Origin of the sequence: Geopseudomonas aromaticivorans, from assembly GCF_019097855.1 — a bacterium.
Lineage (GTDB): Bacteria > Pseudomonadota > Gammaproteobacteria > Pseudomonadales > Pseudomonadaceae > Geopseudomonas > Geopseudomonas aromaticivorans.
In genome coordinates this window covers 71,830-96,719 of sequence record NZ_JAHRGL010000011.1, presented here as the reverse complement: position 1 = coordinate 96,719, position 24,890 = coordinate 71,830, and the positions used below count along the sequence as shown (strand labels likewise).

The following is a 24,890-nucleotide window of genomic DNA, read 5'->3' as shown; positions in this document are numbered from 1 at the left end:
TCAATCCTTAACGCGCAAGATCGGCAGGATGGGGAAAATTTACGACACGGCGACACACACGTCAAGCGGCCTCGGCACGCAGCACCCCTTCCGACGCCAAGATCTTCTCAGCCTCCACCAGAGCCTCGCCGACCATCTCCTCAAGCACCTCGTTGATCGCCTTTCTCCAACGCTGGCGAGTCCGCTCCGTGCGTGCCTCAAGATCCCAGGTGTTGACGTCATAGAACTCCGCCGGCAGCACGATCAGCCCGGACGTCGAGCGCTTCCCCTCAGTACCCTTCATCGGGGGAACGGCCCAAGCGGTCACCGCCTTGTAAACGAACAGCTGCGGCGCGTGGCTGGCGATCAGGGGCACCAACTTCCCGATGGCCTCAACCTTCCGCGCCCTATGCGTGCTGTACTTGGCCACCAACGCATGCCAGTACCGCGGCTTCAGCTGGCTGTGCAACCGGGCAAACACCCAGCAGTCGGCCGTCATGCGCTCCTCAGGCGACACCGCCCGGCCGCACGGCCGCAGCTCTCCGGACTGGTAAAGCTGCTGCCACTTCTGCTTGCTCGTGTTGTCGATACACTCCGCCGCCAGGGCGGATACCACTGCGCTCAGTGCACTGCTGTAAATCATCCCCAATCCCCCATCAATCGCCTGTCCAGTGCCCGCGGTTTCCCCACCGACCGTTATCACCCTGATAGTCCCGCTCGGCGCCGGCCTGTACCGACCGGTTCGCCGCCTGCTGCCGCTCAAGCCTGAGCGCCCTACCCAGCTGGAGTACCAGCTCTCCCACCTCCAGCCTCTCCCCCGTCCCCGCATCCACGAACCCAGAGCCGTGGCACCCATCGCAGGGCATCTCGTAGAACAGCCCCTTCACCACCCCGCGCCCCTGGCACTCCCCGCAGGGCGCCAAAGGCCTGGTCTGCTTCTCGAAGTCAGGCCCGTGCCGCTTCACCGGCCGCCCTCCTCGCCAGCTCGTCCTCGATGTAGCGCAGGTAACGGAGGATGGTGGTGATCGCTGCATCCGCCTCGGCCAAGACCTTCGGATTGCGCCGGCTAGGGATCAACCGCGAACGCACCTGCATGCTGCGCCGGCCAGCCCCCTTGATGAACACCTGCCCAGACGCCTTCTTGCTCTTCGCCCGCCAGCCGTCCCACTCCTTGCGCAGCTCCACCTGCAGCTGCTCAAGCTCTCCCAGGCTCTTCCTCCCCAGGCCGATCATCTGCACTTCACGCACGAACCACCTCCGTCACTGGCCGGGCCAGGTAGTCATCGATAACCGCCATCGCATCCTTCATCCCCCTGCAGACCACTGCCTTGTAGCCCTGCTCCACCAACTCCTCGATCCACTCCTTCTGGCTCGCTGCCACCTCGGCGTCATGCGGCGGGGTCGCCTTGAACTCGATGTAGAGCCCGTGGTGACCACCGCGCGCCAGTGCGATCGTGATGTCAGGTACGCCGGCCTTCACGCCCTGGGCCTTCAGCTTCGCCGCCACCGCCTTGTGCCGGTGACCGCCGTTCGGGACGTGGTAAGCCAGGCGCCATGCCAGCGGGTGACGCAGGCGCAGCCAGTTGAAGAGCGCCGCCTGCTCGTTGCCCTCGTAGTCAACCGGCGCGCGCCGGCGGGTAGCCCCCACTGCAAACTGCTTCACTCCAACACCCCCAGGGCCTTCAGCTGTTCCTCGGTATCGCGGGCAAGCGCCCCCAGCACCGCCATCCGCTCCTGCTCGCTCATGCCTTCACAGCTCCTTCAGCGATTAGGGTGGTCAAGGTCCGCACCATCCCTTCCAGGTGGTACAGGCGTGCGTCCTCCACTGGCATCCGGCGGGTGCGGCGGTCGATTTCATCGTGACAAGCCGAACAGGCCCAGGCGCCGAGCAGATCGTGCGGCTTCATGCCGGTGCCGCAGATGCCCGCCATCCGGTAGTGGGCCAGCACCACGGTCTCGGGATTGCCGTTGCAGATGTCCGGCAGACGCACCTGGCATTCACGGTCGCGGGCGGCCTTGGTCAACTTGGTCTTCCTCACGCCGCCACCCCGCGCATACGCGTCCGCAGCGCCGCCAGCGCGGCCTGGCCAACCTCCGGCGTCGACACGCTCACGCTCGCCGGCAGCGCCTTCGGGATCTCCCGCAGCACCTCGCCGGCCAGCAGCATGCGCACCGTCACCGCATAGGCCCGCTCGAACAGCAGGCGGCTCTTCTCCTCCGGCAGGCTGCGCAGCTCACTGAACCCCACCTCGCAGGCCGCGTGGTGCACGGCCGGGTGGCTCCAACGCTGATCGGCCGCAGGGTGAGAGTTGCGGCAGGCCTCGCGGTAAGCTGCCGAGGTGCTCGGCAGGCCCAGGGCCTCGGGAGACGCGCCCTCGCACAGCTTGCGGAAGTCCGGAGCGCTCGGCGGCCACTCGTCGCCGCGCTCCACCAGCCCTGCCAAGCCGTTGGCGATTTGCGCGCCAGTCAGGCCCGCCAGCGTCGCCGCCCAGGCGTGGCCCTGGTCAGCCGACACGCCGAAACTCGCCGTCCAGCGGTGCCCGTACATCTCCGTCATCTTCAGCCACAGGCTGTCCAGCAGGCCCTGGCGCAGCTTCGGCAGCTGCTCGGGCTGCGATGGCTTCTCGAACTTGCTCGACGGCCGACGGACGACCTGCTGCGCGAGGTTGCTGGCTGCTTGCATGGGACTTCTCCGGGAACAGGCCGGTCCAGCCGTTGGCGATGGACAGGTGCAGAACGTGATCAGGGGTCGGGTGGGATTCGAGTTGCTTCGACTGGTGGCGACAGCTGGCGGCGGTCAGCGGCTTGCGGATCTCGCGGCGGTGCTGGCACCAGTCGGCCCAGGTCTCCGGCGAGACGTTGGCGGGGCGAGCAGTCAGCGGATCGAACTTCACCGCTTTCGCAGCACGCGGCGCGCACGCGCCCTGCTCTTCCTGACTGGTCTCCTGATTGGTTTCCTGACTGGTATCCTGATTTGTCGGAGATTTTTCCGACCCCTCTCGGATATTTTTCCGACCTACCTCGGATTTTTTTCCGACCCTGCTCGGATTTTTTTCCGAGGTAGCGCCGCCGAACTTCGGATATTTTTCCGACCCGTCGATCTTGCGATTCCACTCGCGACCCTTGTCGGTCAGGCGCACCAGAGTGATGCCCGCGGTGTGCGACAGCTCAATCACCCCAGCCACCTCCAGCTGCCTCAGCAGGCGATAGGCCGTGTCCGGCTTGTCGGTCAGCAGCGGCAGCTCCTCGATGATCTTCGCCTTGCTCAGCGCGTAGAAGATCCCCGCCTCTGCCTTGATCGGCTTCGCCCAGCTCGGGCACTCGTAGACGAACGCAAACAGCAGCGCCTGCTGTGCGTTCAGCCCCCACTCCAGGGCCTTGACCTGATTCATCGTGATGGTGAATTGCATGTCAGGCAGCCGCCTCCAGCTGGTAGGCAGCCCACAGCCCCGCCACCCACTGCATCCCCTTCGGCGTGAAGCGGGCCTGTGTGAAGGCATGCTGGTTGCGCTCGCTGGTGCCGGTCTTCACATGGAAGCGCCCGGCGTCGATGTGGTGCTGGTACGGGGCCAGAGTTCCACCCAGGTAGTACATCACCCCCTTGTCCAGCAACAGCTGGCGGAAGCGGCGCTCGTTGGCTTTCAGCAGCTTCGCCGCCTGCCGGAAGCTCATCGAGCCGGAGTTCTCGACGTACTGGTCGACGAAGGCGGCCTTCGGTGCGGCGATGGCCAGGGCGGCCTGCTGCTGCTCGATCCGCTCGGCCTGGTCGGCAGCGAGCCGCAGGGCCTCGGCGAGGGTCTGAGGGACGCGCGGCGCCTGCTTGGCCTCCAGCTCGTTCAGCCGGCGGATCACCTTCAGGCGCAGCGAAACGCTGTAGCCAGTCAGCAGCAGCTCGGTCATCTCGCGGGTCAGGTGGATGCATACCGCGTAGCCGCGGGCGTCGAGCTCCTCGCGAATGTCATGGCTCAGATCTGAGCCATCTTTCTCCAGCTCACCACGCATGGCGCGGATGTCGCGGATGACGTTCTTGTGTTCCTTCCCGGTCAGCTCCGCAATCTCGATGCTGCTCATCGTCACGTTGCGCGCCACGTTTTCGGCGGCGCCCAAATCGTGGCGCGGGCGGTTGTTCGTTCCAGTGGGAATCATCTACACTTCCTCTCGAATCATCTGCACTTGGCGCCTTGCGCGCCGTTGAAGAACCCGCCCTGGCCGGCGGGTTTTTTATTGCCCGCCGTCAGGCAGCTTTCACCGACTCTTCCAACACGTTCAGGCTCTCCCTGACGTGTCCGATCTCGCGGCTGATCATTGCCTCCTCGGTCTGGCTCACATGACCGTCATCGAGCGCATCAGCTACCGCCCGGGTCACGTCCGCCACTTCCTTGGTCATATGCAGTAGCGCTGCCGCCAAGCTCTTCGGCTCCGCCTTATCCTTCGCTGCCAGCTCGAAACCGAACTCCGCTGCCAGCGCATGCAACGGGCGCATGTCGCCGCCGTGCAGCAGGATCTGGAACAGCTGCTCCACGTTCAGGCGGTGTGCGTCGTTGTTGGGATTGGCGCGCTGGAGCAGCGCTACGTGGCTGACGCCCATGTTCCGGGCCAGTTCCTTGGCGCCGACGTCGATCACTGCGTCATGGATCGCCTTCAGAAACTCATCCATCCGTAAAACTCCTGTGGTCTTTCCGTGGCGCCCTAGTCGTCCCTGGGCGAATCTGTCATCACTGAATCAGCAGTCAGGGATGAGCCCCATGCACCAGCCGACTAAATCTGAATCTGGGCCGCTATCACGGCCCGCTCTAGTCACGCGGAGTGCTATGCGGCCCGTGGCTTTTCTGCGCGCTTCAGCGCAGGGCAGAGGTCTACTGCCTTGAACTTTCCATCGGTCTCAGCCTCTGCGCGGAGCGCGGTGACAGCGCTCATGCCATGCTTCTCTCGGACCCAGCCGGAGACAGTGCCTTGATCGACTCCCAGCCGTTTGGCGGTCTTGGTCTGAGTGCCAAAGTGGTCAACCAAGTCCTTGAAGATACTCATCACACACCCTCGTACGGGAATACCCATAATGTATTGCATGGGAATACCCGTTTGCAAGGGTATGGGAGCCCCCGTAATACTCGCGCGATGGAATATAAAGACCGGATCAAGGCCGCCAGGAAGCACGCCAAGCTGACGCAGGTGGAGCTCGCCAAACTCGTAGGGATCGACCAGACGTCGATCTCCGATCTTGAGCGCGGAAAATCTCAAAGCTCCAGCTACAACGCCCGTATCGCTGCGGCTTGTGGCGTCAGCTCGCTTTGGCTTGAGGATGGAATCGGCGAGATGACCGACGAAACCTCATTTGCCGTGCCTGTCATAGCGAAAATAGCTGCAGCTAAAGGGCCTGCTGCGGCCTTAGTGCACGCACTTCTGGAGAGCAATGCCGGGAAAGGGCTCTCAGAGGAAGCCAGAGAACGCATACGGAAGGCTGCGGAAGAGCCCCAAGATGGTCAAAAGCCCAGCAACGTTATTCCTGCTGACTTCTCGCCCTCTTCCAGCCTCATAGACGGCGACATCCTGATCCCTCAGTACGACGTGCGCGCCTCCATGGGGCACGGCCAGATGCCTGCCGAGTACGCCGAGTTCGTCCGCAACGTCGTGGTCAGCGGCCCTCAGCTGGAGAAGCTGGGCCTGGAGTTCACCTCCCCCGCCAACCTCTCGATCATCACTGGCTGGGGCCAGTCGATGGAGGGGACGATCAACGATAAGGACCCAGTCATCGTCGACCGCGGCGTCAACGAGTTCGCCGGCGATGGGATCTATGTCCTGACCTGGAACGACATGCTGTACATCAAGCGCCTGCAGATGGCAGACGCAGACAATTTCGAGCTGATTTCCGACAACCAAAAGCACAAGGACCGCACCGTGCCGATCGGCGATGTGACGATCCATGCCAGGGTGCTCTTCGTGTGGAACGGGAAGAAGCTCTAGGCCAACGGTGACACCGGCCCGCGCGCCGACACACATGCAAGGAAGCACACTATGACTGCCCTGCAATCCCGCAAGATCCCCGACACCCTCATTTCCATCATCCACGCCCGCGTAGTGACGGCCTGGAATGCCAGGAAGGTGCGAGGTACAGCATGATCGATTTGCGCAACATGATGGAGAGTGGCCCGCCGCTGCGGATGAGCCACCTTCTCAGCTTCCTATCCCAAACTGGCCGCTCGGAGATTTGCCCTTTCTGCCGGTACGATGGCGGCTGGGACATCCACCTGCAGATCGAGGGAGACCGCGTCGAGGATGACGCCCTGCTCTCGATCTTCACTGTCCAGACGCTATCCGAGCCGAACTCACCGCACCAGTGCGCCGGCCTGACTTGTCCGAAATGCGGGCATTTCTCGATGATCAGCGTTTACAAGATTCGCCATCATCTGGACATGACGGAGAAAGCCAATGGGTGAGGTCGTGGGCTCTGGAAGCTGGACGAACCGGCGCGGTGGCAACGATACTGGTGGAAACCCACCGGGCGGCAACGACATGGAAAAGCGCGTTGAGGCACTAGAGAAAGCCATTCCTGATATCCGGGAGAGACTGGTGCGCCTGGAGACCAAGCTGGACTCCGTCGAAAAGAACATGGCGACACGGTCAGACATGGCCGAGCTTCGCGCTGATATGGTCGGCGAGATCGGAACAGTCAATCAGTCGGTTGCGAACTTCAGAACGGAAATCACTCGTCTAGAAGGGACCATGATCAAGTGGTTCATCGGTACCGCCCTCGTTCTCTCCGGGGGAATAGGCGCCATCGCGTTCGGCTTGGCAAGATCCCTGAAGTAGCCTGGCAAGACGATCACAGCAGGCTGAGTGCAACACTCGGCCAATCGCAAGGAAGCTCCATGTACTGCCGCTCAAAGCTCTTCGCAGCCACCCTGCTGCTCGCCCTCGCCTCCCCGCTGGCCCTGGCCGCCGATATTTCCTGCAAGGTCGTCGGCGTGTACGACGGCGACACCTTCACCTGCCTGACCGATTCGAAGAAGCAGGTGAAAGTGCGCATGGCAGAGATCGATACCCCTGAGTCAAAACAGCCATACGGCACCCGCTCGCAGCAGGCGCTCAGCTCCCTGGTGTTCGGCAAGCAGGTCACTCTCAAGGTGCAGGACACTGACCGCTACGGTCGCACGGTGGCCCGGGCCTACGTCGGCAACACCGACGTCAACGCGCAGCTGGTAAGCCAGGGCGCTGCGTGGGTCTACCGCCAGTACAGTAAGGACCGCAGTCTAATCGGCCTCGAGGACCAGGCCCGCAAGGCAAAGCGCGGCCTGTGGTCGCTGCCAGAGTCAGAGCGCATGCCGCCGTGGGAGTGGCGCAAAGCCGGCCGCGATCAGCGTCAGGCCCAGCGCGACTCGAGCAGCAGCCTATCCGGAGCTCGCTCAGGCAGCTCCAGCGGCAGCGCGGTCAGCGGCGGCGCCGGTGGCACCAGCTACAGCTGCTCGGTACGGAAGAACTGCGGGCAGATGAGCAGCTGCGAGGAAGCGAACTTCCACCTGGAGCAATGCGGAAACGGCCGTCTCGACCGAGACAACGACGGCGTGCCCTGCGAGACACTCTGCCGATAACCAGAGCAGCCCATCAACGCAAGGACGCGAACAATGCCCCTCATCCTCGGCCGCAAAGCTGGACAGAAGCTGATCATCACCCTGGCCCCGGACGCTGATCCGCTCGAGTGCCTGCGCGCACTGCAGGCCGATGGCATCGAGATCACCGTGAAGGAAATCAACGATCACCGCACCATGGTGCGGCTGATGATCGATGCGCCGCGCGAGCTGCGGGTACTGCGGGATGAACTGGTGGAGCATGACGATGCCACCACCCACTTGAAGCAGTGCGGGACCGGCCGGATCGACGGGGACAACGACGACGCGCCCCACGAGGCACTCTGCCAATAACCCAAGGAGAAAGACATGGCCATTCTTGGAGGGCTTCTCGGCAACGCGAGCCCGATCGACGAAGCCGAAGTCCGCGATGAGCTGGGCAAGCTCCTCGGCGAAGGCGAACAGGTGCTGCGCGGATACAAGCTGGTGCGCGACCTGGTCGTGATGACTGACCGGCGCCTGCTGTTGGTCGACAAGCAGGGGCTCACCGGCCGGAAGACCGAGTACCGCTCAGTCCCCTACCGCTCGATCACCAATTTCTCGGTTGAGACGGCTGGCCACTTCGACCTGGATGCCGACCTGAAGATCTGGGTGTCCGGCATCGCCGAGCCGATCATCAAGAAGTTCAGCCGCGGCGCTGACGTGTACGAGATGCAGGCGCTCTTGGCGCGGTGCGTCGCCAAGTAGAACAGACCACAACGCAAGGAAGCGTCACATGGGTTACCTCGTTCTCGCCCGCCATCAAGGCGATCAAATCCGCCTGACCATCGACCCTGGCGTCGATACCGAAAAGCTGCTCAAGAACCTGCTGCGCGATGGAATCACCCTGCATATCGCTGAGGTCGAAAGCTCGCGGGTACGCATCGCCGTAGAAGCACCACGCGAGGTGCTGGTGCTGCGCGAGGAGCTGGTCATCAGCGGACTCAACAACGATGAGAATCATGCAGAGCACTGCAAGCCATGACCCTGATAACCCTCTCTGACCAGCAGATAGCTGAGCTGATCGCCACTCCGAAGCGAGTCATCAACCCTGGGATGAAGCCGAAGCTGCAGAAGGCGTCCATACAGGTGACCTACGAGCTGGAAGAGGTCCATGGCGGGCGGCGATTCTTGCTGTACCTGAGGAGCAACCCCAGGGATCCGGAGAGCTTCTCCTGCGGGCTTGCCTATGTTCTCGACGGGCCTGATAAAATGGTCACGCTCTGCCGCTACAACGGCAGCAACCACGTCCACTACAATCCAATCGAGAGCGGCGAGCAGATAGCGCACCAATGCCACATCCATACGGCAACACAGCGATACATGGAGATTGGCGATAAGTGCGACAAATTTGCGGAGTCCACCGACAGATACAGCGATTTTGACGGCGCCGTTTCCTGCATCCTGCAGGACTGCAGCATTACAGGCCTGCACCAGTCCGCAGGAAGCGAAGACAAGGGAGGACAACTCAACCTATGGTGACCTCCGAATCCCTACAAAAGACGCTATGCAAAACGCTCTGCAGCGAAGTCATAGTCAGGCAGCGTGGCGACCTGCTTACCGTCTCCCTGCCTTTGGTCGGGCGCGACGGGGACGCATTCACCGCCTACCTTGAGCAGGTTCCTGCGGGGTGGAAAATTTCCGACCTGGGCAACACCATGATGAGGCTCAGCTACGAGAACGATCTGTCGAAGCTTCTGATCGGCGCCCGCGCCCGCCTCTACGAGACCATTCTGGCCGAGAACGGGCTCACTGATGATGATGGCGAGATCTACCTGACAGTCCCAGCTGATCAGCTAGGCCGCGGCCTGTTCACTCTTGGGCAGGGCTTGTCACGGATTGAGGATATTGCGCTATGGACGCGATCAAGGGTCGAGTCGACCTTCTACGACGACCTGCGAAAGGTGCTTTCCGGGTTCATTCCGCGTGACAAACTCGAAGAGAACTACATTGTTCCGGGCTTGCCGAGCGCAGAAAACTACCCTATCGACTACTGCATCCATACCGGCGCCCGCCCTCTCTATCTTTTTGGAGTGAACAACAAAGACAAGGCTCGACTGGCAACGATTGTCCTTCAGTACCTGCTGCAAAGCGGTCAGAAATTCGAATCCATGGCCGTGTGCGCAGACATCGACAGCCTTACCACCCAGGACCGCCATCGCCTAATGAATGCCGCAAACGACGTTGTGCCGAGCATTCATGACGCTGAAAGCATCCGGCAAAAGATTCTCCACAGGATGCAAGCCTAAGCCCCGCCACCGAGCGGGGCTTTCCGTTTCTGCACCCGGCCATCGCTCCTCTGCGATATCATTCTGCGAACTACCGCACGGAAGCATCCCCATGGCACGACGCCGCCGCAAACCACTCTCCCCCATCTCCTGGCTTCTAGGCGTAATCATCTCTGTCTCGGGCGCCTACATTATCTACCAGGTGCGCGTTGCTGCCATCGAGAACATGGCCCAGCGCCAGATCGAGCGCTCGCAGGCAGCCATCCAGAAGCTCCAGCAGCAACAACAGGCCCGGCAGCAGCTGGCGGCACCGCGCCCAACGCTCAGCCCAGAGGAGCTTGCTCGTCAGCGGGAGAGCAAGGAGGCGGAGCGGAGGCGCCAGGCTGAGCTGGCCACGGCGGCGCGCCTCCGGCAGGCCGAGCTCGCCAAGAAGGATGACGCATGGGATCGCTTCTATCAGCCGCCCAGGGCATGCATGTATCCAGAGTCCGATATGCGGAAGCAGGTATGCGATTCGTCAGCCAACAAAGCCCGGGAGAAATTCGAAGCTGCCTGGGCCGCCAAGCAGCTGCAGACCCAGCGCTGAGATTCACGCGCGCTCGACATCCGCCTCACGAAGCTTTCACGCTCCACTCCCTAATCTGTAGGGATTGGGAGTCTCCACCTCATTTGCCCCGCCACCGTGCGGGGCTTTTTTTTCTGGCCTCAGTGCCACCCTTCCCGCTTCGATCCGCAAATCTGGCACTTGCTGTAGGCGCCGTAGCGACCGTCCTTGTGGGACATGGGGCCGCCACAGTTGTAGCAGCCGCCGTCCAGCTTTCCAGACTCCCAGAGGTAGAGCAGCCACCAGCGCCACAGACTCAGGCCCAGCGCAGCAGCCACACCGGCCAGAGCGATCAGCTGGCCGGCCTGCAAGAATAACTTCCCAACCTCCGCCAGGACGGCGATCTCAGCAGCAGACTGCCCCGCCATGGATAGAAATAGCCCTACGGCCAGGCTGCCAACTCCAAGAAAGATAGGCAGGCCAAACAACCTGATCATCAAAATCCATTCAGATCCCATCTCGTTCCCTCGTTTCATGCGATGGGAACAAGATGCAACAGAGTTCACACTTTCACAACAACCATTACTGGCAAATGGCCTTCTTTTTCTGCGCCTACTTCGCCGCCTCGTAGCTCGCGAGAGGCTCGAGAAAGCATGGGCTGCCGGTCAGCTGCAGACCCAGCGCTGATCCGCTCAATCGGGCCACCTCAGTGGTAGAGGTCGTATACCTCGTAGGGTGACAACATCTCTCCGGTATCGACGACCTTCATCAGCCCTCGCACCTTCCCCCACGACCAAGTGCTGACCTGGTCTTCTCCTTCAACGACGCCTTGGAACTCCCGATTGTTCAGCGTCAGCACTGCCGCTCGTATCGTGCCTGGCTTGTCGTAGCTGAACTCCGACACGAAGCGCACCTTTTGCCTGCCGATGCCATGTAGCGTCACCGGCACCGTTTCACGGGTAACCACCGCTGCTTGAGCGACCGAGACTGCAGCGGCTCGCCCAAACTCGTTCCGCCCCTGCTCTGCCATCAGCTCGCGCAAAGTCTTCTCCCGTGAAAACAGTCGCTGCGTCACCCTCAGCAACGCCGTGATCGATCTGCTCATGCTTGGTGCTATCCACTGCCAAAATGCGATATGAATCACAATTATATGCTTACAACGGAATGGAATAAACCTCTACCCCCCTTCTACGAGCCCCCCCCTGATCCATAGGGTGAACCTGACACCGCGCACAGAACTGGAGGGCCGCGCCGTCATTGCCCGCGAGCTGGATGAGTAGGAAGCCGACTGGGATCTACTTCTCGCGCAACTGAGCAAAGAAGAAAGCGTGGCCCAGGCCAGGTGGAAGACTCCATCCACTTGGCTCGGGCGAAGGGCATTGAGTAATCGGCGCCATTCCATGAAGCCCGCCGCAGTGCAGGCTCTTACGCGACAGCCTCTTCCTCCACTGCCTCGATCTCTCCATCCCCCACATAGTGGTCATCATCCGACTGCTGGTGCCAGCGCAGCTCGACCACCCCATCCTCGATGACGGCCATCTCCAGGCCGTCGGTTTCCCGCAGCAGTTCCATCACTCCGCCCCACGCCTCGTCGGTGTCCGTGTCCAGCCGGTGAATGGTCACCCACCGCTCCAGCTGCGCCTTGGGCGCGTTGATCATCGACGAGATCCGCAGCCCAAGCCTCTCCAGATCGGTCAGTTCGCGGCGTTCTTGCTGCTTTGCGGGTTTTTGCTTGGCCATCGGCGCCTCTCCTTTTGCTGTATGTGCATACAGTAATATCAAGCAAATCTGCCATCAAGCCCTCTCTACCCATATGGGAGTAATGAATTTATGGGAATACCCATTGACAGCAAAATACGGGATAGCCCATATTTATCTCAACGCCGCACACCACCGCGGCTAGCCATGAAAATGGCTGGGCAGCACAACCGCCCACCGCTCTTTAGCTCCACCACCCGCAGCCAGCGAGCCGGCAACTGCGGAGCAAGCCAAGTCCGGTACAGGGGAATGCCTCACCCCAGGTTCGCAGCATGGAGAACCGCACAAAGGAGTGATCACGGCCAGCAGGGCGCGGTGATCTGTCGGAGCTAAAGGCTCCCCGAGATGCGAAAGCAGGCCCAGGCGCAGGTGGCCAGAAACAGCGCCCAGCAAGACCAGACGATTCCCGGCAGCCGCTTCAACGAGGCGGCTGCTGCGGGAACCCACTGGAGACAGGCCATGCTCAAGAAGATCAAGGCGGCCATCGCTCGCCGCCGCAAGAACTCCGCAGCCAGCAGCGCGCCAACCCCGCGAAGTACCAGCCGGCCTGACGACGCCAGCTGCCCGCTCAACCCCCTGAACCCGGTGGGCATCCACAGCCCGCTCCACCCGATCAACCTGGCCGCCCACGTCAGCGAGCCGGAGCCAGCCAGGCGCTGCGACGACAGCCATCGCAGCAGTTGGGGCAGCAGCGACAGCGGCGGCTACTCGTCGAGTGACAGCAGCTGGAGCAGCAGCGACTCATCAAGCAGTTCGAGCAGCTCGTCGTCCTGCGACTGACAGGTGCCCGGTTCGCCGGGCGCTTCACGGGATGCCCCTCGCGCAGGGCCATGCCGTGAAGCACACCAAAACCCAGAGGAACACCGCATGTTCGGTATCGGCAAGAAGCTGTTCGGCGCCAAGCGCGCAGTCAAGAAACTGGAAAACCGTGACCTGATGCAGGCAATCGTCGGCGGCTGCCTGCTGGTCGCCGCGGCAGACGGCGAGATCAGCAAGAACGAAGGCGCGCAGATCGACCTGCAGATCCGCGCCAACAAGAACCTTGAGCACTTCGGCAGCGAGATCACGTCCCAGGTGAACCTGTTCACCGAGCAGCTGCAGGCAGGGTTCCGCCTGGGCCGCATGAACATCCTTCGCGAGATCCGCGAGATCGCCGGCAACCCAGCAGACGCTGAGGAGGTGTTCGTGAACATGCTGACCGTGGCCGAAGGTGACGGCTCGATCAGCGACGCCGAAATGAAGGTGCTGGCTGAAATCGGCAATACCCTCGGTCTGCGCCTCAAGGACTTCGGGATCGATGCATGAAGCGCAAGGCCTTGATCATCGGTGGCGGGATGCTCGGCATCTGGCTTATCGCCGCAATCGTCCTGGCCCGCACCAACTGCGCTTGGTACGGCAGCCAGACCGAGCGGGACACACGCTATGCCGCATTTGTCGGCTGCATGGTGCGTGTCGGTAACCACTGGGTGCCGCGCGCAGAGCTTCGCACCGAGCAGTAAATTTCCGGCTGCCGCTTCGCGAGGCGGCAGTCGCGGAAGTCAACTGAACGACCAAGGAGGTCACATGCTCATCCTCACCCGCCGCGTAGGCGAAACCCTGCACATCGGCGACGACATCACCGTCACCGTCCTGGGCGTCAAGGGCAACCAGATCCGTATCGGCATCGATGCGCCGAAGGACGTCGAGGTTCACCGCGAAGAGATCTACCAGCGCATCCAGGCCGAGAAGTACAGCGAGGTGGCGGCATGATCAACCAGACCCACATCGTCATCGACTTGGAAACCATGGGTGTCGGCAGTCACGCCGCCATCGTGGCTATCGGCGCCGTGCGTATCGAGCGCGGTCAGCACGCTGCCGAGTTCTACCGGCGCGTCGACCTTGCCAGCAGCATCGCCCACGGCGGAACCACCGACGCCAGCACCATCAGCTGGTGGCTCAAGCAGAGCACCGAGGCCCGCGCCGAAGTCGACGGCAGCCAGCAGCCGGGCGGCCTGTACGACGTCCTGCTGGCCCTGAGCGACTTCATCCATGCGTGCGATGAGCCGCGCCTTTGGGGCAACGGCGCGACATTCGACCTGCGCATCCTTGGCGAGGCTTACGACGCCTTCCACGATCCACGCCCCTGGGATTTCCGCCTGGAACGCGACCTGCGCACCATCCTAGAGCTGTACCCCGAAGCCAAGGACGTCGGCGATTTCGATGGCGTTCGCCACCACGCCCTGGCTGACGCCTGCCACGAGGCCAAGCAGTTGGTCAGGGCCATGAAGGCGCATGACCGCCGCCACACCATCGCTGCTGGAAGCGCCGCGCGCATCACCGTAGTCATCGAGGACCACGCCGAGGGCGTCCACCTAGGCCAGCAGCTGGCCGGCGGCCGGGTGGTGGCGGCCATGCAGGGCGATCTCAGCGAGCTGTCAGATGCGCTGGAGGAGGCAGAGGACGTGCTGCTCAGCTGGGGATGCGAAGCGACAGCAGCCATGGCGCGCGCAGCAATCACCAAGGCCCGCGGCCAGTAACACTAGCAACACCCGCCGACGGATCGGGATGCTGCCGGGGTTAGCGCTGTCACCTGCAGCAGCTGCGCCTCACGGCCGCAGCAAGCGCCCCAGCAGTTCGAGTAATCCGGTCAGCCAGGGGTTTTTAACGGTTGCCCCCATACGCAGGCGCTCACCTGTGGCGACAAAGAGACGACTGGCCGGGCGCAAGCGGCCCTGATCCTTCCTCGGGAGGTATCGGAAAGGACTGCCCGCCCGGGCTGACGGGCACCGGCTTCGGCCGACACCACAAGCGGGGGATCAGCGCCCGCCAGTCCTTTCCGATGCCGCTCGGCATCACCTCCGCGCCGAACTGCACGGCGCACACCCACTCACGGCGAGTGCGGTCCGGAAAAACTGACGACGCGGCCCGGAATGCAGCAGGCCGCATGAACCCGCCGAACCGATCGGCGCCAGGGCGGATGACAACGTCCTGGGTCTTTGAGCCCTGCGCCTGCCAGGGGATCGGCAGCGGGCACCCTTCCCCATCACCAGCCTGCATGGGCAGACGCTCCCCCGCCAGAGTGCGCAGCAGAGCGCCTGACCCATGCAGACAGGGAGATCAGCAATGACCCAACCGATACCCACGCCGATCCTCGAGAGGGTCGCCCGCATCACCACCATAGCCGTCGAGATCTCAACACTCGGCCGCTACCAGGTGTTCGCCAACTGGTCCGGCTACACGCAGCGAATCAGCGTGCACGCCTACCCCTGCGGCAACGCGGCGACAAGCTCAGGCAGCGAGCGGCTCGCCGACCTCAGCACCTGCGTCACGCACGAGCACGCTGTCCTGCAGCTGGACGACATGATCATCACCCTGGAGTGCCTGCGATGAAAGCCCAAGCCACCCGCAACCACGGACCTTCCGAGTCGAACACATCCCGCGGAGAGCTGATTGGCTGCCTGCTGATCGCAGTCACCTTCGCAGCCGGCTTGGCCATCTTCCACCGGGTCATGTGGGCTGTATTCGCATGAGCCGCCGCCAGCAGCGCCTGCAGCGCATCTTCCGGCGCCGAATGATCGGAGCCTTCGCGGTGGCTGCCGCCTGCGGCTGGTGGATCTTCCTCAGCAGCATGGCCGGCACCATCACCAACTGAACATCCACGGAGGGTCACATGGCTCGAGGCGTCAACAAAGTCATCCTCGTCGGCAACGTCGGCGGGGATCCGGATACCCGCTACACCGCCGGCGGCAACGCGGTGACCAACATCACCCTGGCCACCAGCGACACCTGGAAGGACAAGCAGACCGGTCAGCCGGTCGAGCGCACCGAATGGCACCGCGTGGTGTTCTTCGGCAAGGTCGCCGAGATCGCCGGCGAGTATCTGCGCAAGGGCTCGCAGGTGTACGTCGAGGGCCGCCTGCAGACCCGCAAATGGCAGGACCAGTCTGGCCAGGACCGCTACACCACCGAGGTGGTGGTGGACATGGGCGGCCAGATGCAGCTGCTCGGTACCAAGGGCAGCGGTCAGCCGCAGAAGCACGAACAGCAGGCGTCCGCACACGGCCGCAGCGCGCCGGCAGGGGCCAAGGCCTATTCAGACGCCAGCGGCGGCAGCACTGCCCGCCAGCCGCCCAGCCAGCAAGCCGCGCCGCCGGACTACGACAGCTTCGACGACGACATCCCGTTCTTTCCGGCCCACTACCTCACCGGTATCTGATGCGCAAACAACTCACCCGCCGCACCGCCGCTCGCCGGCGGGTGGCCTACCACGACCTCTACCAAACTCCCGGCAAGGAGCCATCCCATGTACCTGACAGCAGAGATCCAGGCGCGCGACCCCAAGCGCGCTGAGCTGGCAGCAGCCTTCGAAGCCTTCCGGGCGAGCGGCAAGACCATCATCACCCTTCCCGGCCCTGGCGAGGCCCGCTCCACCGGTGCCGACTACCGCGGCGCTCCGCAGCGCCTGCCGCTCGGCGAGCAGACCCAGCACATCCACCGGCAGCGCGCACAGGACAAGGCCAACTGGGAAATCCGCCAGGCCATGATCGAAGCCAACGGCGAGCAGGTGCGCGAGGAGGCGAGCAAGGGCGCATGCGTGCCTTCCATCGCCATGACCCTGAAGCTTACGCGAGCTGAAGTGCGCACCATCGGCTCAGCCCTGGGCATCGCCTTCTCGAGCAGCAAGCGGAAGAAGGTCACAGGCATGACAGCCACAACCCACGGCGGGCGCCGGTGATGAAGTACCGCGAAGCCTACCGAGAGGGCGCCAAGGCCTGGCGCAACGAGCCCTGCCCCTACCCCGAATGGAAGCTCGGCCAGCGCTGCGCATGGCTGGCCGGGTACCGCGAAGCGAGGAAGCGCCGATGAGCACCAAGAGCCAGACCGAACGCTCGGCCAAGGCTGCCGCCAAGCGCGCCACTGTCGGCGAAACCGAGCTGCGCCACCGCGTCCGCCCAGGCATCCGCGCCATGCTCGACGACCTGATGGCCTGGCACGACATCGAGGAGCAGGCCGAAGCGATCCAGTTGCTGATCCTCAACGCCCACGCCGCCGGGCCCGACGGCTCCGCGCCGATGCTCGCCGTTCCGCGCCACGAATTCACGCCATCCGAAAACGTGGCGCGGAGGCTGTACCAGGCCGGCGCCGCCGAGTCTGCGCGTCTCGAACGAGCAGAATCCTGACCCTCAGAGCGCGATGATCTCCAAGCAGATCAACCATGGTTTAACAATTGCTTGGTAGGTGTTGAACAAACACCACGCGGAGACGTTGCCATGATCATTTGCAATATCACCCCGTCACGGCGAGCAGCTGATGCAGCCTGGCTGGCAGAGCTAGCTTCACAGAGCTCTGTTCCTGTCGTGTCAGTCGCAGGTTTCGATGCGGTCAAACCCCTGCCGCCTCGGCGAAAGACCGTGGATCCGGAGACGCGCCTCAAGCGGCGTCGCACCACCAGATAGCAGCCCCGCCCATCGAAAGAGCGCTCTGCGCGGCTTCGCCGCGAGGGCGCTGCCGCACTATCCCGGCTCGACTAAGCCAACTTCTGATCCCACATCACCCGCCAGCTGCCGGCCATAGCCGACGGCATGGCCACGCATTGCCCGGAGTGGACCATGAGCACATTCGCTGTATTCGGCATGACCGAGCACTTCGCTCGAGAGGAAGCCAGGAAGAAAACACCGACCACCGTCGGGAAAACTGAGCTGACGCCTTCCCAGTGGCTTGCGGCCGTCGAGAGTCGCTCCGAAAAGACCATGCTCGGTTCGCGCGTCGTGCAGCTGAGCAGCTTGTTCGATGCCCCGCAGTTCGCTGAGCAGTACATCGCATTGCTGCGGAAGGCTGGAAAGTCTCGTGACCTCAAGATCCGCGCGAAGGTGAAGGTAGAAGCACCTGAGACAGCGCGCGGCAAGAAGAAGGCGCCCAGCACTACGTGGAAGGATGTGGCATGACCGGTCGCCTCCGTGGCAACCACTCGGCACTGACCGCCATCGCCCTGGGCCTGTCGAGCGTCACCGTCGTCTCCGTCGGCCTGGCCATGTTCGCCCTGATCGAAGATGGCCAGCTCGCGGCTTTGTTCGCCGTCGCCGCGGTGCTACTCGACGTTTTCAAGTACCTCGCCTGGCCAACGGCCCTGCAGCTGGCCGGAGACGGCCGAAGCGCTTGCGCCGCCATGATGATCGCCTGCGCCCTGGTGTTGGCCGGCGTCTCCGGGTGGGCCACCTACGACCGCATGATGAGCTCGATCATCGGCAGCCGTGCACAGCAGCAGGCCGTCCAGCAGCAGCGCATCGCCGACCTCGAGCAGGCCCGGGCAGCAGATCTGCAGCTGAGCGCACAGCTCACCGCCGAGGCCTCATCGATCCGCGCCCAGGCCGAAGCCATGCGCAGCCGCGGCATGTTCACCCGTGCCCTGGAGCTGGAGAGCCGCGCCCTGCCCCGCATTGCTGAGCAGCGCGACCAGGCCCGCCAGCGCCTCGATGCCACCTCGCGCGAGCTGACCGAGCTGCGCGCCGCAGCACCGAAGGCCGCCGGCCTTCCGCTTGAGCTGGCCACCCTGCTCTGCATCGGCTTTGCCCTCGCTCTCGAGGTCGTGCCAGCCCTGATCCTCTCCGCTGTTCGCCGCCAGCCGGTGCAGCAGGTAGCCGAACTGGGAAAGCCTGGCCCGGCCCCGCGCCGGAACCGCAGAGCAATCCGCATCATCAGCCGGGCCAGCGCCGCCCGAACCGTCGCCGCATGAGCCAAGGAACGACACGAATGACCTCTCTGAAATCAGCCCCGATGAACTTCCGCACCCAGTACACCCTGCCGCTGGCCGAGCAGGATGAGGAGATCAACGTCGATCTGTTCGCCGGCGGAGGTGGTGCGTCGACCGGTCTGGAAATGGGCCTTGGCCGGCCAGTGCACATCGCGATCAACCACAACCCTGCAGCGATCAGCATGCATGAGGCGAACCACCCGGGAGCCCTGCACCTGCAGACCGATGTCTGGGTGGTTGATCCCGTCCAGGTGCTGGCCGGGCGCCGTGTCGGCTGGTTCCACGCTTCGCCGGACTGCACTCACCACAGCCAGGCCGCTGGCGGCCAGCCACGCAAGAAGGAAATCCGCGACCTGTCCTGGGTGGTGATCAAGTGGGCAGGCATCGCCCAGCCACGGATCATCAGCCTGGAGAACGTGAAGCAGATCCGTCAGTGGGGCCCGCTGATCGCAAAGCGCTGCAAGAAGACCGGCCGAGTCATGCGCCTGGACGGAAGCGTGGCCCGCACGGGCGAGCGAGTGCCGCGGGGCGAGCAGTTCCTGGTGCCGGATCCGAAACGCAAGGGAAGCACCTGGCGACGGTTCCTCGCTCAGCTCGAGGGCCTCGGCTATGCGGTCGAGCACCGCGTACTGCGCGCCTGCGACTATGGTGCGCCGACCAGCCGGGAGCGACTGTTTCTGGTTGCCCGCCGGGATGGCGAATCCATCGCCTGGCCGGAGCCGACCCATGCCGAGAAGCCAGCCAAGGGCCAGAAGCCCTACCGCACCGCGGCCGACTGCATCGACTGGAGCATCCCCGGGCGAAGCATCTTCGACCGCAAGAAGCTCTTGGCCGACGCAACCATGCGCCGGATCGCCAAAGGCATCCAACGCGAGGTGATCAAGCGGGCCAAACCATTCATCGTGCCGATTGCCAACTGGTCGAGGGAAGCAGTGCAGCCGGTCGACCAGCCACTCAACACCGTGACGGCTTGGCCGCGGGGCGGGTCCTTCGCGCTCGCCTCTCCGCACTTGGTGAAGTTCCGCTTCGATGAAGGAGGCCTACCTCTGGACCAGCCGCTGCCCACCATCACCAGCGGCGGGAACTACAAGCGGCCGGCCGGCGCGGCCCATGCTATGGGCGTGGCGACCGCATTCCTCGCCCAGGCCAATGGAGGGTTCAACACCACGCACTCCAAGGGGATGGACGAGCCGATGACCACGGTGACCAACACCGGCAGCCAGCAGCAGCTGGTGACGGCGAACCTGGTGACGCTGCGGAAGAAATGCGCAGGCCGCGGAATGGATGAGCCGGTGCCGACTCTGACGGCAGGCGCGGAGCATCAGGCGCTGGTGACCGCACACCTCACTGCCATGGCCCAGAACGTGGCCAGCATTGATCCGGATCAGCCGCTGCCGACGGTGTTGGCCGGCGCCGCCCGCTTCGGCGTGGTCGAGTGCAAGCTGTCGTCAGATGTTGAGGCCGGCGCCCTGCGCTGCGCAGCCTTCCTGGTGAACTACTACGGGAACGGCGATGCCCGGGCCGTGCAGGATCCGCTGGACACCATCACCACCCGCGACCGCCTGGCTCTGGTCACGGTCTGGATCGGCGGCGACCCGTACCTGATCGTCGACATCTGCCTGCGGATGCTGCAGCCGCACGAGCTGTACCGGGCCCAGGGATTCCCGCCGAACTACGTAATAACCCACGGGCACGACGGGCGGAGGTTCACCAAGAGCGAGCAGGTCCACATGTGCGGCAACAGCGTCAGCCCGCCACCCATGGCTGCGATCGCGCGGGCGAATGATCCGTGGAGGGAGCGTCAGGCCATGGCGGCCTGACGTTGCTTCTGCCTATCGAACAGACTGCAACAGGTAATCGATGGCCTCCCCCGACTCGACCTTATGTTCTGCGCCCACCCAAACATACGACTTGTTGCCAGCAATCCCGCTCTTGGCCCTTTCAGCAATGGCTGGCAGGTCGAGGCCAGCCGCTTTGGCTTCCGCGAGTATCGCCGCTGCGGCCTGTTCCAGAGCTATTTCACGATCAGTTGCCATCTATCTCTCCTTGATTTCTATTCCATCCAGTCTGGTTTTACAGGCTCGCACGCTACTACCACAGACTGCGGGATTGCCCCAAAGTCTGAGGCACGAATGGAAACCTCTTTCTCTTCCGGATAGTGCGGGTCAACATCCTCTACCGCCACAACCTCAGCATCGGCGAACAGCGATTCATCGAGAGCGTAGACAACTCCTTCTGACATGTTCCCAGAGGTGGCGAAGTGCACCGCACGGTTGTAGTCCCGGGTGGTGGATACCCAACAGCCACCCCATTTTCCGCTTTCAAGATGATGAGCGCGGACAGCATTTTGCTCGGTTTCACCATGAGTGAATCGCCCATCGAACTTGATGGACCCATCAAACCGCGGCGTCACTTCGGGAAGCCCCCCTTTCGGGCGAATCTCGCCCCCATTGGCCGCATGGGTTTGTAGGCACTCTCCTCTGTAAAGCATGCACCCTCCTTGATCCGGCTCCATGCCGGGCCAGCAACCAATACCACCAACTCGACGAATCACGCCACCCCGGCGAGGAATCCCCATGCCCACAGAAAACCCGTCCGCCCCGGACGAGATCCTGCTCGTCCGCCAGGTCAGCCGCGATACAGACCGCTCCTACGTCGTCCGCTGCCCTCACTGCAGCCAGGTGATCGGCATCGAGGGCGACGAAATCGACGAGGTCCGCGGCGAGCAATACCAGCACAAGCGCTGCAGCGGTTGGCTGGAGGTCTCCAACACTGCGGTCTCCGTGCGCGAGCTGCCGCCGGTGAAGCAGGATCCGCAGCAATGATCCCGCCAGGAGCCACTCACGCCCACGGCCAGACTTACTACCGCAAGCGCCCACAGGGCGGCGCCGATGTCTGGTGCCGCGAGAAGCTCGGGTGGAAGTACATGGAAGACCGATCGGCGAAGGCCGCGATTCGGATCGCTGAAAAACTGGAGAGCAGGAAATGACCACCGCACCCGTAATGAGCATCACCGACGAGCAGCTGGCAGAGCTGGAGCGCAAGGCACAGGCGGCAACGCCGGGGCCATGGAGCACATGGGGCGATGCTTTTATCGCGCCGGTTCGCAAGAACGATGACGGCTCTGGATCTGTCGAATGCGCGCGCACCGTAGCCGAGGTGTATGGGTCCGGCACAAGCGCCGACTGGAAGTTCATCGCCGCCGCCAACCCCGCCACCGTACTAGCCATGATCGCCACCATCCGCCAGCAGCGTTCCCTGCTGGTCGAGATCAGCGAAGCGCCGAACGAAAAGGCGATCTACGCCTGCCTGGACAAGATAGACGTGGCGCTGGGTCGCAAGGGTGACGCCGCGGAGTGGCCTCTGGCTCCGCCGGACGCGCCGATACGAATAGCCGATGACGATGAAGTCGCTGTTCCGCGCGGCCTGCTCGGCGCTGCCAGCTATGCCATTGCAAACAAGGCCGATGCGCCGCGCACCGTTGAAAAACTCCGCGAGTACGCCAAGAGGGCGGGAATTGCTGCCGCGCCGGCACCGGCAGCACCGCAATCCCGCGTCATCCGGGCGGCCTACGAGGTGCTGCTCGGCTGCGTGAGCACCCCGCAAATCGCCGCCATGATCGACGTGCCGACCGTTGAGCGAGTGGCGAAGCAGCTCAACGCCTTGCTGCCCGGCCAGGACGCGCCGGCACCGGTAGCGCAGGAGCCTGAAATATTCGGCCTTGTCTACAGCATAGATGGCCAGGTGGTAATCCATACCGTTGGCGACCCACATGTTACGGACGGGATGGCGGTCTACACCACCCCGCCCGCCGCCGCCGAGCAGCCTGAATGCGGCTGTTGCGGCAAGACTGGCCAGTGCGACTCGGACTGTGATTGCGCCGAGCAGCCGGACACCGTGAAGGTGCCGAGGGATCTGGCTGACTTGATCGCATACGCCCTGCTGGCCGGAGGTGAGTAATGAGCAGGATTCACCGATACCGTGTCGTGCAGATGCTTTCCGAAGCCGGCAACAAGATCAGCTATACGCCGCACGGACCGGAAGTAGTCCTCGCCTCCGACTTCGACAAGCTGCAGCGGCAGTGCCAGGGGGCGAACAACCTCGCTGACGAGTGGGCTGAGAAAAACGAGCAATTGGCGCGGCGCTGCAATGAGCCGGAGAGCGAGAACGCCGCGAAGGACGTGTGCTCAGACAACCTTTTGGTGCGAATAGACGAACTGGAATCGGAGCGCGACACCCTGCGCGCCGAGGTCGAGGCGCTGCGCAGCCTGCTGGCCGAGTGCCGCCCGCTCATGCAGTACGAGGTGGAGAAGTGGGCACGCGCTTCACCGCCAGGCACTCGAGTCGTCAGCAGCCTGCTGGACAGGATCGACGCCGCCATGGAGTCCGGCACATGAACTACTACCCCAAAGGCGGCCGTTGCGCCGCATGTGCTCGAGCGCTGGCCGACTGCAGCAAGCTGCCGTTCCACCAGATGCCCGTCCACCGCACTGACGGTACCGACGCCGTGGTGATCTGCACTGAGTTCCGGCGCCAGCCGGAGGATCAGCGCTCAAAGTAATCCATCCCGCCAAATCAATACCGTCGCCCGCCAGGGTGGCGCGGCCAGCCTTTGTCTGGAGGTCCCGAGCCGTGGCAAAAGTGCTCGCAGAAATCACCATCAAGATGCCGCGCCTCATGGAGGTCGGCGAATACCGCAAGCTGCGATACGCAGGCCGGAACCCTAGCCTGCAGCAGCTCAAGAAGTGGATCGAGGAAGGAGAGGTAGTGGGAGAGATCAAAGGCGGGATGTACTTCGTGGACCTGCAGGCCGAGCTGACCGGTTCCAGTGATCCGCTGCTGGCCAAGATGCTGGAGGTGGCCTGATGTCGCCAAGGAAGCGCAGTACCAGCAACCGGAACCTGCCGGCGAACCTATACCCCAACGGGAAGTACTGGCAGTACAGGAACCCGATTACCGGGAAGAAGACCAGCATCAACAAGCCGCAGGCAGAAGCGATCAAGCTGGCCCGGGCGGCTAATGCCAAGCTGTTGCCGCTGATGGTCGACGACGGGGCCCTGCTGACCGAGATCACCGGCGAGCGGGCGCCGACATTCCGCAGCCTGCTTGACCGGTTTGAACGGGAGTGGCTGCCCGATCGGGAGTATGCCGCGCGCACACTCCAGGAGATCCAGTTCAAGCTCGAGCGGTACCGGGAAGATCTGGGCAGCCGCATGGTCGGCCAGCTCGACGTGCTGGCGGTGGCCGAGTACCTGGACCAGTACAGCAACAACGCCTACACGAAGCACCGCGGCCTGATGATCCAGGTGTTCGCCTTTGCAGTGGCCAAGGGCATGGCCGAGCGCAATGTGGCCGAGCTGACCCTGCTCAAGCGGGAGGCGGAGAAGAAGCGCCAGCGGCACACCAAGGATGGGCTGGACAAGATCCTGGCCTATGCCGGCACGCCGGACTGGCTTGGTCGCGCGATTCGCTTGGCGCTTGTCAGCCTGCAACGGCGCGAGGACATCGTCACCTGGCGACGGGATGCGGTCGACCTCGAGCGCAACGTGATCAGGGTGTCACCGGGCAAGACTCAGAACTACGGCAGCCCCATCCACCTCGAGATCGTCATGGGCGAGGCGCTGGGCGACGTGGTGCGCGAGTGCATGCGGTCGCGCATCAACTGCCCCTACCTGATCCACTACCGGCCGAAGGCGCGCAAGCGCGAGCAGCTAGACGCCAAGACGCACTTGAACGCGGTGACGCCGGGATATCTGACCAAGGAGTTCGCCAAGGCGAGAGACGAGAGCAAGGCCTATGAGCACCTGCCGAAGGATGAGCGGCCGACCTTCCATGAGATCCGCGCGCTGGGGGCATGGCTGTACGAGCAGCAGGGATTCCCGCAGGAGTACATCCAGGCTTTGATGGGCCACGCCGACGTGAAGATGACTGAGCACTATCAGTCAGGGCATGGCGAAGATGAGGTGGAATATCAGCGGGTGGGTGCCGACCTCAAGGTGTGAGACGCCACCACGTTTGCCCAAAATATTCCCAAAATTTGCCCAAACAAA

Annotated in this window: 43 protein-coding genes; 30 read left to right on the top strand and 13 right to left on the bottom strand. The window is 63.4% G+C overall.

Translation table 11 applies throughout. From position 1 onward, the window contains the following. Positions 1 to 61 precede the first annotated feature (61 nt). The 8 genes from KRX52_RS04380 to KRX52_RS04345 form a co-directional block, all read right to left on the bottom strand. Positions 62 to 622 carry a hypothetical protein gene (locus KRX52_RS04380; RefSeq protein WP_217679945.1) on the bottom strand — a complete coding sequence of 187 codons (561 nt, stop codon included), beginning with the start codon at positions 620 to 622 and terminating at the stop codon, positions 62 to 64. Between the two features lie 302 nt (positions 623 to 924). Then, positions 925 to 1,227, bottom strand: a complete 303-nt coding sequence (locus KRX52_RS04375) for a hypothetical protein (protein ID WP_217679944.1) — start codon at positions 1,225 to 1,227, stop codon at positions 925 to 927. After that, the gene (locus KRX52_RS04370; RefSeq protein ID WP_217679943.1) at positions 1,220 to 1,642 is read right to left on the bottom strand and encodes a VRR-NUC domain-containing protein; all 423 of its coding nucleotides are present in this window, start codon (positions 1,640 to 1,642) and stop codon (positions 1,220 to 1,222) included. The genes KRX52_RS04375 and KRX52_RS04370 overlap by 8 nt, the downstream gene beginning before the upstream one ends. 79 nt (positions 1,643 to 1,721) lie before the next feature. Next, positions 1,722 to 2,018, bottom strand: a complete 297-nt coding sequence (locus KRX52_RS04365) for a DUF1364 domain-containing protein (protein ID WP_217679942.1) — start codon at positions 2,016 to 2,018, stop codon at positions 1,722 to 1,724. Beyond that, positions 2,015 to 2,527: a replication protein P gene (locus KRX52_RS04360; protein WP_217679941.1), complete on the bottom strand. Its 513-nt coding sequence runs from the start codon at positions 2,525 to 2,527 to the stop codon at positions 2,015 to 2,017. The genes KRX52_RS04365 and KRX52_RS04360 overlap by 4 nt, the downstream gene beginning before the upstream one ends. Then, positions 2,484 to 3,389, bottom strand: coding sequence for a phage replication initiator YdaU family protein (locus KRX52_RS20625; RefSeq protein ID WP_254797389.1), 906 nt, complete (start codon positions 3,387 to 3,389; stop codon positions 2,484 to 2,486). The genes KRX52_RS04360 and KRX52_RS20625 overlap by 44 nt, the downstream gene beginning before the upstream one ends. A gap of 1 nt (position 3,390) precedes the next feature. Next, positions 3,391 to 4,125 carry a phage antirepressor KilAC domain-containing protein gene (locus KRX52_RS04350; RefSeq protein ID WP_217679940.1) on the bottom strand — a complete coding sequence of 245 codons (735 nt, stop codon included), beginning with the start codon at positions 4,123 to 4,125 and terminating at the stop codon, positions 3,391 to 3,393. An 88-nt stretch (positions 4,126 to 4,213) separates the two neighbouring features. Then, on the bottom strand, positions 4,214 to 4,636 hold the full coding sequence (locus KRX52_RS04345; RefSeq protein ID WP_217679939.1) for a phage regulatory CII family protein: 423 nt from the start codon (positions 4,634 to 4,636) through the stop codon (positions 4,214 to 4,216). Between the two features lie 296 nt (positions 4,637 to 4,932). Here KRX52_RS04345 and KRX52_RS20915 point away from each other — a divergent pair, with 296 nt between their 5' ends. From KRX52_RS20915 to KRX52_RS04285, 10 genes are all read left to right on the top strand, one after another. Beyond that, positions 4,933 to 5,940, top strand: a complete 1,008-nt coding sequence (locus KRX52_RS20915; protein WP_302850326.1) for an XRE family transcriptional regulator — start codon at positions 4,933 to 4,935, stop codon at positions 5,938 to 5,940. A 152-nt stretch (positions 5,941 to 6,092) separates the two neighbouring features. After that, a complete protein-coding gene (locus KRX52_RS04325) occupies positions 6,093 to 6,413 on the top strand; it encodes a hypothetical protein (protein ID WP_217679938.1) in 321 nt (106 codons plus the stop codon). Further along, on the top strand, positions 6,406 to 6,786 hold the full coding sequence (locus tag KRX52_RS04320; RefSeq protein WP_217679937.1) for a hemolysin XhlA family protein: 381 nt from the start codon (positions 6,406 to 6,408) through the stop codon (positions 6,784 to 6,786). Before KRX52_RS04325 ends, KRX52_RS04320 begins: the two co-directional genes overlap by 8 nt. Positions 6,787 to 6,845: 59 nt before the next feature. Beyond that, positions 6,846 to 7,565, top strand: a complete 720-nt coding sequence (locus KRX52_RS04315) for a thermonuclease family protein (protein ID WP_217679936.1) — start codon at positions 6,846 to 6,848, stop codon at positions 7,563 to 7,565. Positions 7,566 to 7,598: 33 nt separating this feature from the next. Continuing rightward, a complete protein-coding gene (locus KRX52_RS04310) occupies positions 7,599 to 7,895 on the top strand; it encodes a carbon storage regulator (protein ID WP_217679935.1) in 297 nt (98 codons plus the stop codon). 15 nt (positions 7,896 to 7,910) lie between these two features. After that, complete coding sequence (locus KRX52_RS04305) at positions 7,911 to 8,288, top strand: PH domain-containing protein (protein WP_217679934.1); 378 nt, start codon at positions 7,911 to 7,913, stop codon at positions 8,286 to 8,288. Between the two features lie 28 nt (positions 8,289 to 8,316). Then, positions 8,317 to 8,565 (top strand): carbon storage regulator, encoded by a 249-nt coding sequence (locus KRX52_RS04300; protein WP_217679933.1) that lies wholly within the window; start codon positions 8,317 to 8,319, stop codon positions 8,563 to 8,565. After that, positions 8,562 to 9,062: a hypothetical protein gene (locus KRX52_RS04295; protein ID WP_217679932.1), complete on the top strand. Its 501-nt coding sequence runs from the start codon at positions 8,562 to 8,564 to the stop codon at positions 9,060 to 9,062. The genes KRX52_RS04300 and KRX52_RS04295 overlap by 4 nt, the downstream gene beginning before the upstream one ends. Beyond that, positions 9,056 to 9,829, top strand: coding sequence for a DUF1828 domain-containing protein (locus KRX52_RS04290; protein WP_217679931.1), 774 nt, complete (start codon positions 9,056 to 9,058; stop codon positions 9,827 to 9,829). The genes KRX52_RS04295 and KRX52_RS04290 overlap by 7 nt, the downstream gene beginning before the upstream one ends. A gap of 91 nt (positions 9,830 to 9,920) precedes the next feature. After that, positions 9,921 to 10,394 carry a hypothetical protein gene (locus KRX52_RS04285; RefSeq protein ID WP_217679930.1) on the top strand — a complete coding sequence of 158 codons (474 nt, stop codon included), beginning with the start codon at positions 9,921 to 9,923 and terminating at the stop codon, positions 10,392 to 10,394. Positions 10,395 to 10,513: 119 nt separating this feature from the next. Here the strand turns inward: KRX52_RS04285 and KRX52_RS04280 are convergent, their stop codons facing one another. The 3 genes from KRX52_RS04280 to KRX52_RS04270 form a co-directional block, all read right to left on the bottom strand. Beyond that, positions 10,514 to 10,870, bottom strand: a complete 357-nt coding sequence (locus tag KRX52_RS04280; protein ID WP_217679929.1) for a hypothetical protein — start codon at positions 10,868 to 10,870, stop codon at positions 10,514 to 10,516. Positions 10,871 to 11,058: 188 nt separating this feature from the next. Then, a complete protein-coding gene (locus tag KRX52_RS04275; RefSeq protein WP_217679928.1) occupies positions 11,059 to 11,457 on the bottom strand; it encodes a hypothetical protein in 399 nt (132 codons plus the stop codon). Positions 11,458 to 11,777: 320 nt separating this feature from the next. Continuing rightward, positions 11,778 to 12,092, bottom strand: a complete 315-nt coding sequence (locus KRX52_RS04270; protein WP_217679927.1) for a DUF1654 domain-containing protein — start codon at positions 12,090 to 12,092, stop codon at positions 11,778 to 11,780. 363 nt (positions 12,093 to 12,455) lie between these two features. Between KRX52_RS04270 and KRX52_RS04265 the strand changes: the two genes are divergently transcribed. From KRX52_RS04265 to KRX52_RS04210, 13 genes are all read left to right on the top strand, one after another. Continuing rightward, positions 12,456 to 12,890, top strand: coding sequence for a hypothetical protein (locus KRX52_RS04265; protein ID WP_217679926.1), 435 nt, complete (start codon positions 12,456 to 12,458; stop codon positions 12,888 to 12,890). Positions 12,891 to 12,977: 87 nt separating this feature from the next. Continuing rightward, complete coding sequence (locus tag KRX52_RS04260) at positions 12,978 to 13,415, top strand: tellurite resistance TerB family protein (protein ID WP_217679925.1); 438 nt, start codon at positions 12,978 to 12,980, stop codon at positions 13,413 to 13,415. Beyond that, on the top strand, positions 13,412 to 13,609 hold the full coding sequence (locus KRX52_RS04255) for a hypothetical protein (protein WP_217679924.1): 198 nt from the start codon (positions 13,412 to 13,414) through the stop codon (positions 13,607 to 13,609). Before KRX52_RS04260 ends, KRX52_RS04255 begins: the two co-directional genes overlap by 4 nt. 64 nt (positions 13,610 to 13,673) lie before the next feature. Then, positions 13,674 to 13,859, top strand: coding sequence for a carbon storage regulator CsrA (csrA, locus tag KRX52_RS04250; protein WP_217679923.1), 186 nt, complete (start codon positions 13,674 to 13,676; stop codon positions 13,857 to 13,859). Continuing rightward, positions 13,856 to 14,626 (top strand): 3'-5' exonuclease, encoded by a 771-nt coding sequence (locus tag KRX52_RS04245; protein ID WP_217679922.1) that lies wholly within the window; start codon positions 13,856 to 13,858, stop codon positions 14,624 to 14,626. Before csrA ends, KRX52_RS04245 begins: the two co-directional genes overlap by 4 nt. Positions 14,627 to 15,212: 586 nt before the next feature. Beyond that, a complete protein-coding gene (locus tag KRX52_RS04240) occupies positions 15,213 to 15,479 on the top strand; it encodes a hypothetical protein (protein WP_217679921.1) in 267 nt (88 codons plus the stop codon). Between the two features lie 136 nt (positions 15,480 to 15,615). Next, on the top strand, positions 15,616 to 15,741 hold the full coding sequence (locus tag KRX52_RS20910) for a hypothetical protein (protein ID WP_302850325.1): 126 nt from the start codon (positions 15,616 to 15,618) through the stop codon (positions 15,739 to 15,741). Positions 15,742 to 15,759: 18 nt separating this feature from the next. Further along, positions 15,760 to 16,305 carry a single-stranded DNA-binding protein gene (gene ssb / locus KRX52_RS04235; protein WP_217679920.1) on the top strand — a complete coding sequence of 182 codons (546 nt, stop codon included), beginning with the start codon at positions 15,760 to 15,762 and terminating at the stop codon, positions 16,303 to 16,305. A gap of 87 nt (positions 16,306 to 16,392) precedes the next feature. Then, positions 16,393 to 16,824 (top strand): hypothetical protein, encoded by a 432-nt coding sequence (locus KRX52_RS04230; RefSeq protein WP_217679919.1) that lies wholly within the window; start codon positions 16,393 to 16,395, stop codon positions 16,822 to 16,824. 127 nt (positions 16,825 to 16,951) lie between these two features. After that, positions 16,952 to 17,269 carry a hypothetical protein gene (locus tag KRX52_RS04225; protein WP_217679918.1) on the top strand — a complete coding sequence of 106 codons (318 nt, stop codon included), beginning with the start codon at positions 16,952 to 16,954 and terminating at the stop codon, positions 17,267 to 17,269. A gap of 429 nt (positions 17,270 to 17,698) precedes the next feature. Further along, complete coding sequence (locus KRX52_RS04220; RefSeq protein WP_217679917.1) at positions 17,699 to 18,034, top strand: hypothetical protein; 336 nt, start codon at positions 17,699 to 17,701, stop codon at positions 18,032 to 18,034. Beyond that, positions 18,031 to 18,822: a hypothetical protein gene (locus KRX52_RS04215; RefSeq protein ID WP_217679916.1), complete on the top strand. Its 792-nt coding sequence runs from the start codon at positions 18,031 to 18,033 to the stop codon at positions 18,820 to 18,822. The genes KRX52_RS04220 and KRX52_RS04215 overlap by 4 nt, the downstream gene beginning before the upstream one ends. Before the next feature lie 17 nt (positions 18,823 to 18,839). Next, on the top strand, positions 18,840 to 20,660 hold the full coding sequence (locus tag KRX52_RS04210) for a DNA cytosine methyltransferase (RefSeq protein ID WP_217679915.1): 1,821 nt from the start codon (positions 18,840 to 18,842) through the stop codon (positions 20,658 to 20,660). A 12-nt stretch (positions 20,661 to 20,672) separates the two neighbouring features. On the opposite strand, the gene KRX52_RS04205 is transcribed toward KRX52_RS04210, so the two are convergent. Then, positions 20,673 to 20,876, bottom strand: a complete 204-nt coding sequence (locus KRX52_RS04205) for a hypothetical protein (RefSeq protein ID WP_217679914.1) — start codon at positions 20,874 to 20,876, stop codon at positions 20,673 to 20,675. A 17-nt stretch (positions 20,877 to 20,893) separates the two neighbouring features. After that, on the bottom strand, positions 20,894 to 21,331 hold the full coding sequence (locus KRX52_RS04200; RefSeq protein WP_217679913.1) for a hypothetical protein: 438 nt from the start codon (positions 21,329 to 21,331) through the stop codon (positions 20,894 to 20,896). An 85-nt stretch (positions 21,332 to 21,416) separates the two neighbouring features. Here KRX52_RS04200 and KRX52_RS04195 point away from each other — a divergent pair, with 85 nt between their 5' ends. From KRX52_RS04195 to KRX52_RS04165, 7 genes are all read left to right on the top strand, one after another. After that, a complete protein-coding gene (locus KRX52_RS04195; RefSeq protein ID WP_217679912.1) occupies positions 21,417 to 21,665 on the top strand; it encodes a hypothetical protein in 249 nt (82 codons plus the stop codon). Next, the gene (locus KRX52_RS04190; protein ID WP_217679911.1) at positions 21,662 to 21,829 is read left to right on the top strand and encodes a hypothetical protein; all 168 of its coding nucleotides are present in this window, start codon (positions 21,662 to 21,664) and stop codon (positions 21,827 to 21,829) included. Before KRX52_RS04195 ends, KRX52_RS04190 begins: the two co-directional genes overlap by 4 nt. Then, on the top strand, positions 21,826 to 22,800 hold the full coding sequence (locus KRX52_RS04185; RefSeq protein ID WP_217679910.1) for an ead/Ea22-like family protein: 975 nt from the start codon (positions 21,826 to 21,828) through the stop codon (positions 22,798 to 22,800). The genes KRX52_RS04190 and KRX52_RS04185 overlap by 4 nt, the downstream gene beginning before the upstream one ends. Further along, a complete protein-coding gene (locus KRX52_RS04180; protein ID WP_217679909.1) occupies positions 22,800 to 23,237 on the top strand; it encodes a hypothetical protein in 438 nt (145 codons plus the stop codon). The genes KRX52_RS04185 and KRX52_RS04180 overlap by 1 nt, the downstream gene beginning before the upstream one ends. Then, entirely contained in the window at positions 23,234 to 23,401 is a 168-nt protein-coding gene (locus tag KRX52_RS04175; RefSeq protein WP_217679908.1) for a hypothetical protein, read from the top strand. The genes KRX52_RS04180 and KRX52_RS04175 overlap by 4 nt, the downstream gene beginning before the upstream one ends. Positions 23,402 to 23,472: 71 nt before the next feature. Further along, the gene (locus tag KRX52_RS04170) at positions 23,473 to 23,706 is read left to right on the top strand and encodes a hypothetical protein (protein ID WP_217679907.1); all 234 of its coding nucleotides are present in this window, start codon (positions 23,473 to 23,475) and stop codon (positions 23,704 to 23,706) included. Further along, positions 23,706 to 24,842: a tyrosine-type recombinase/integrase gene (locus tag KRX52_RS04165; protein ID WP_217679906.1), complete on the top strand. Its 1,137-nt coding sequence runs from the start codon at positions 23,706 to 23,708 to the stop codon at positions 24,840 to 24,842. The genes KRX52_RS04170 and KRX52_RS04165 overlap by 1 nt, the downstream gene beginning before the upstream one ends. The last annotated feature ends 48 nt before the right edge of the window (positions 24,843 to 24,890 follow it).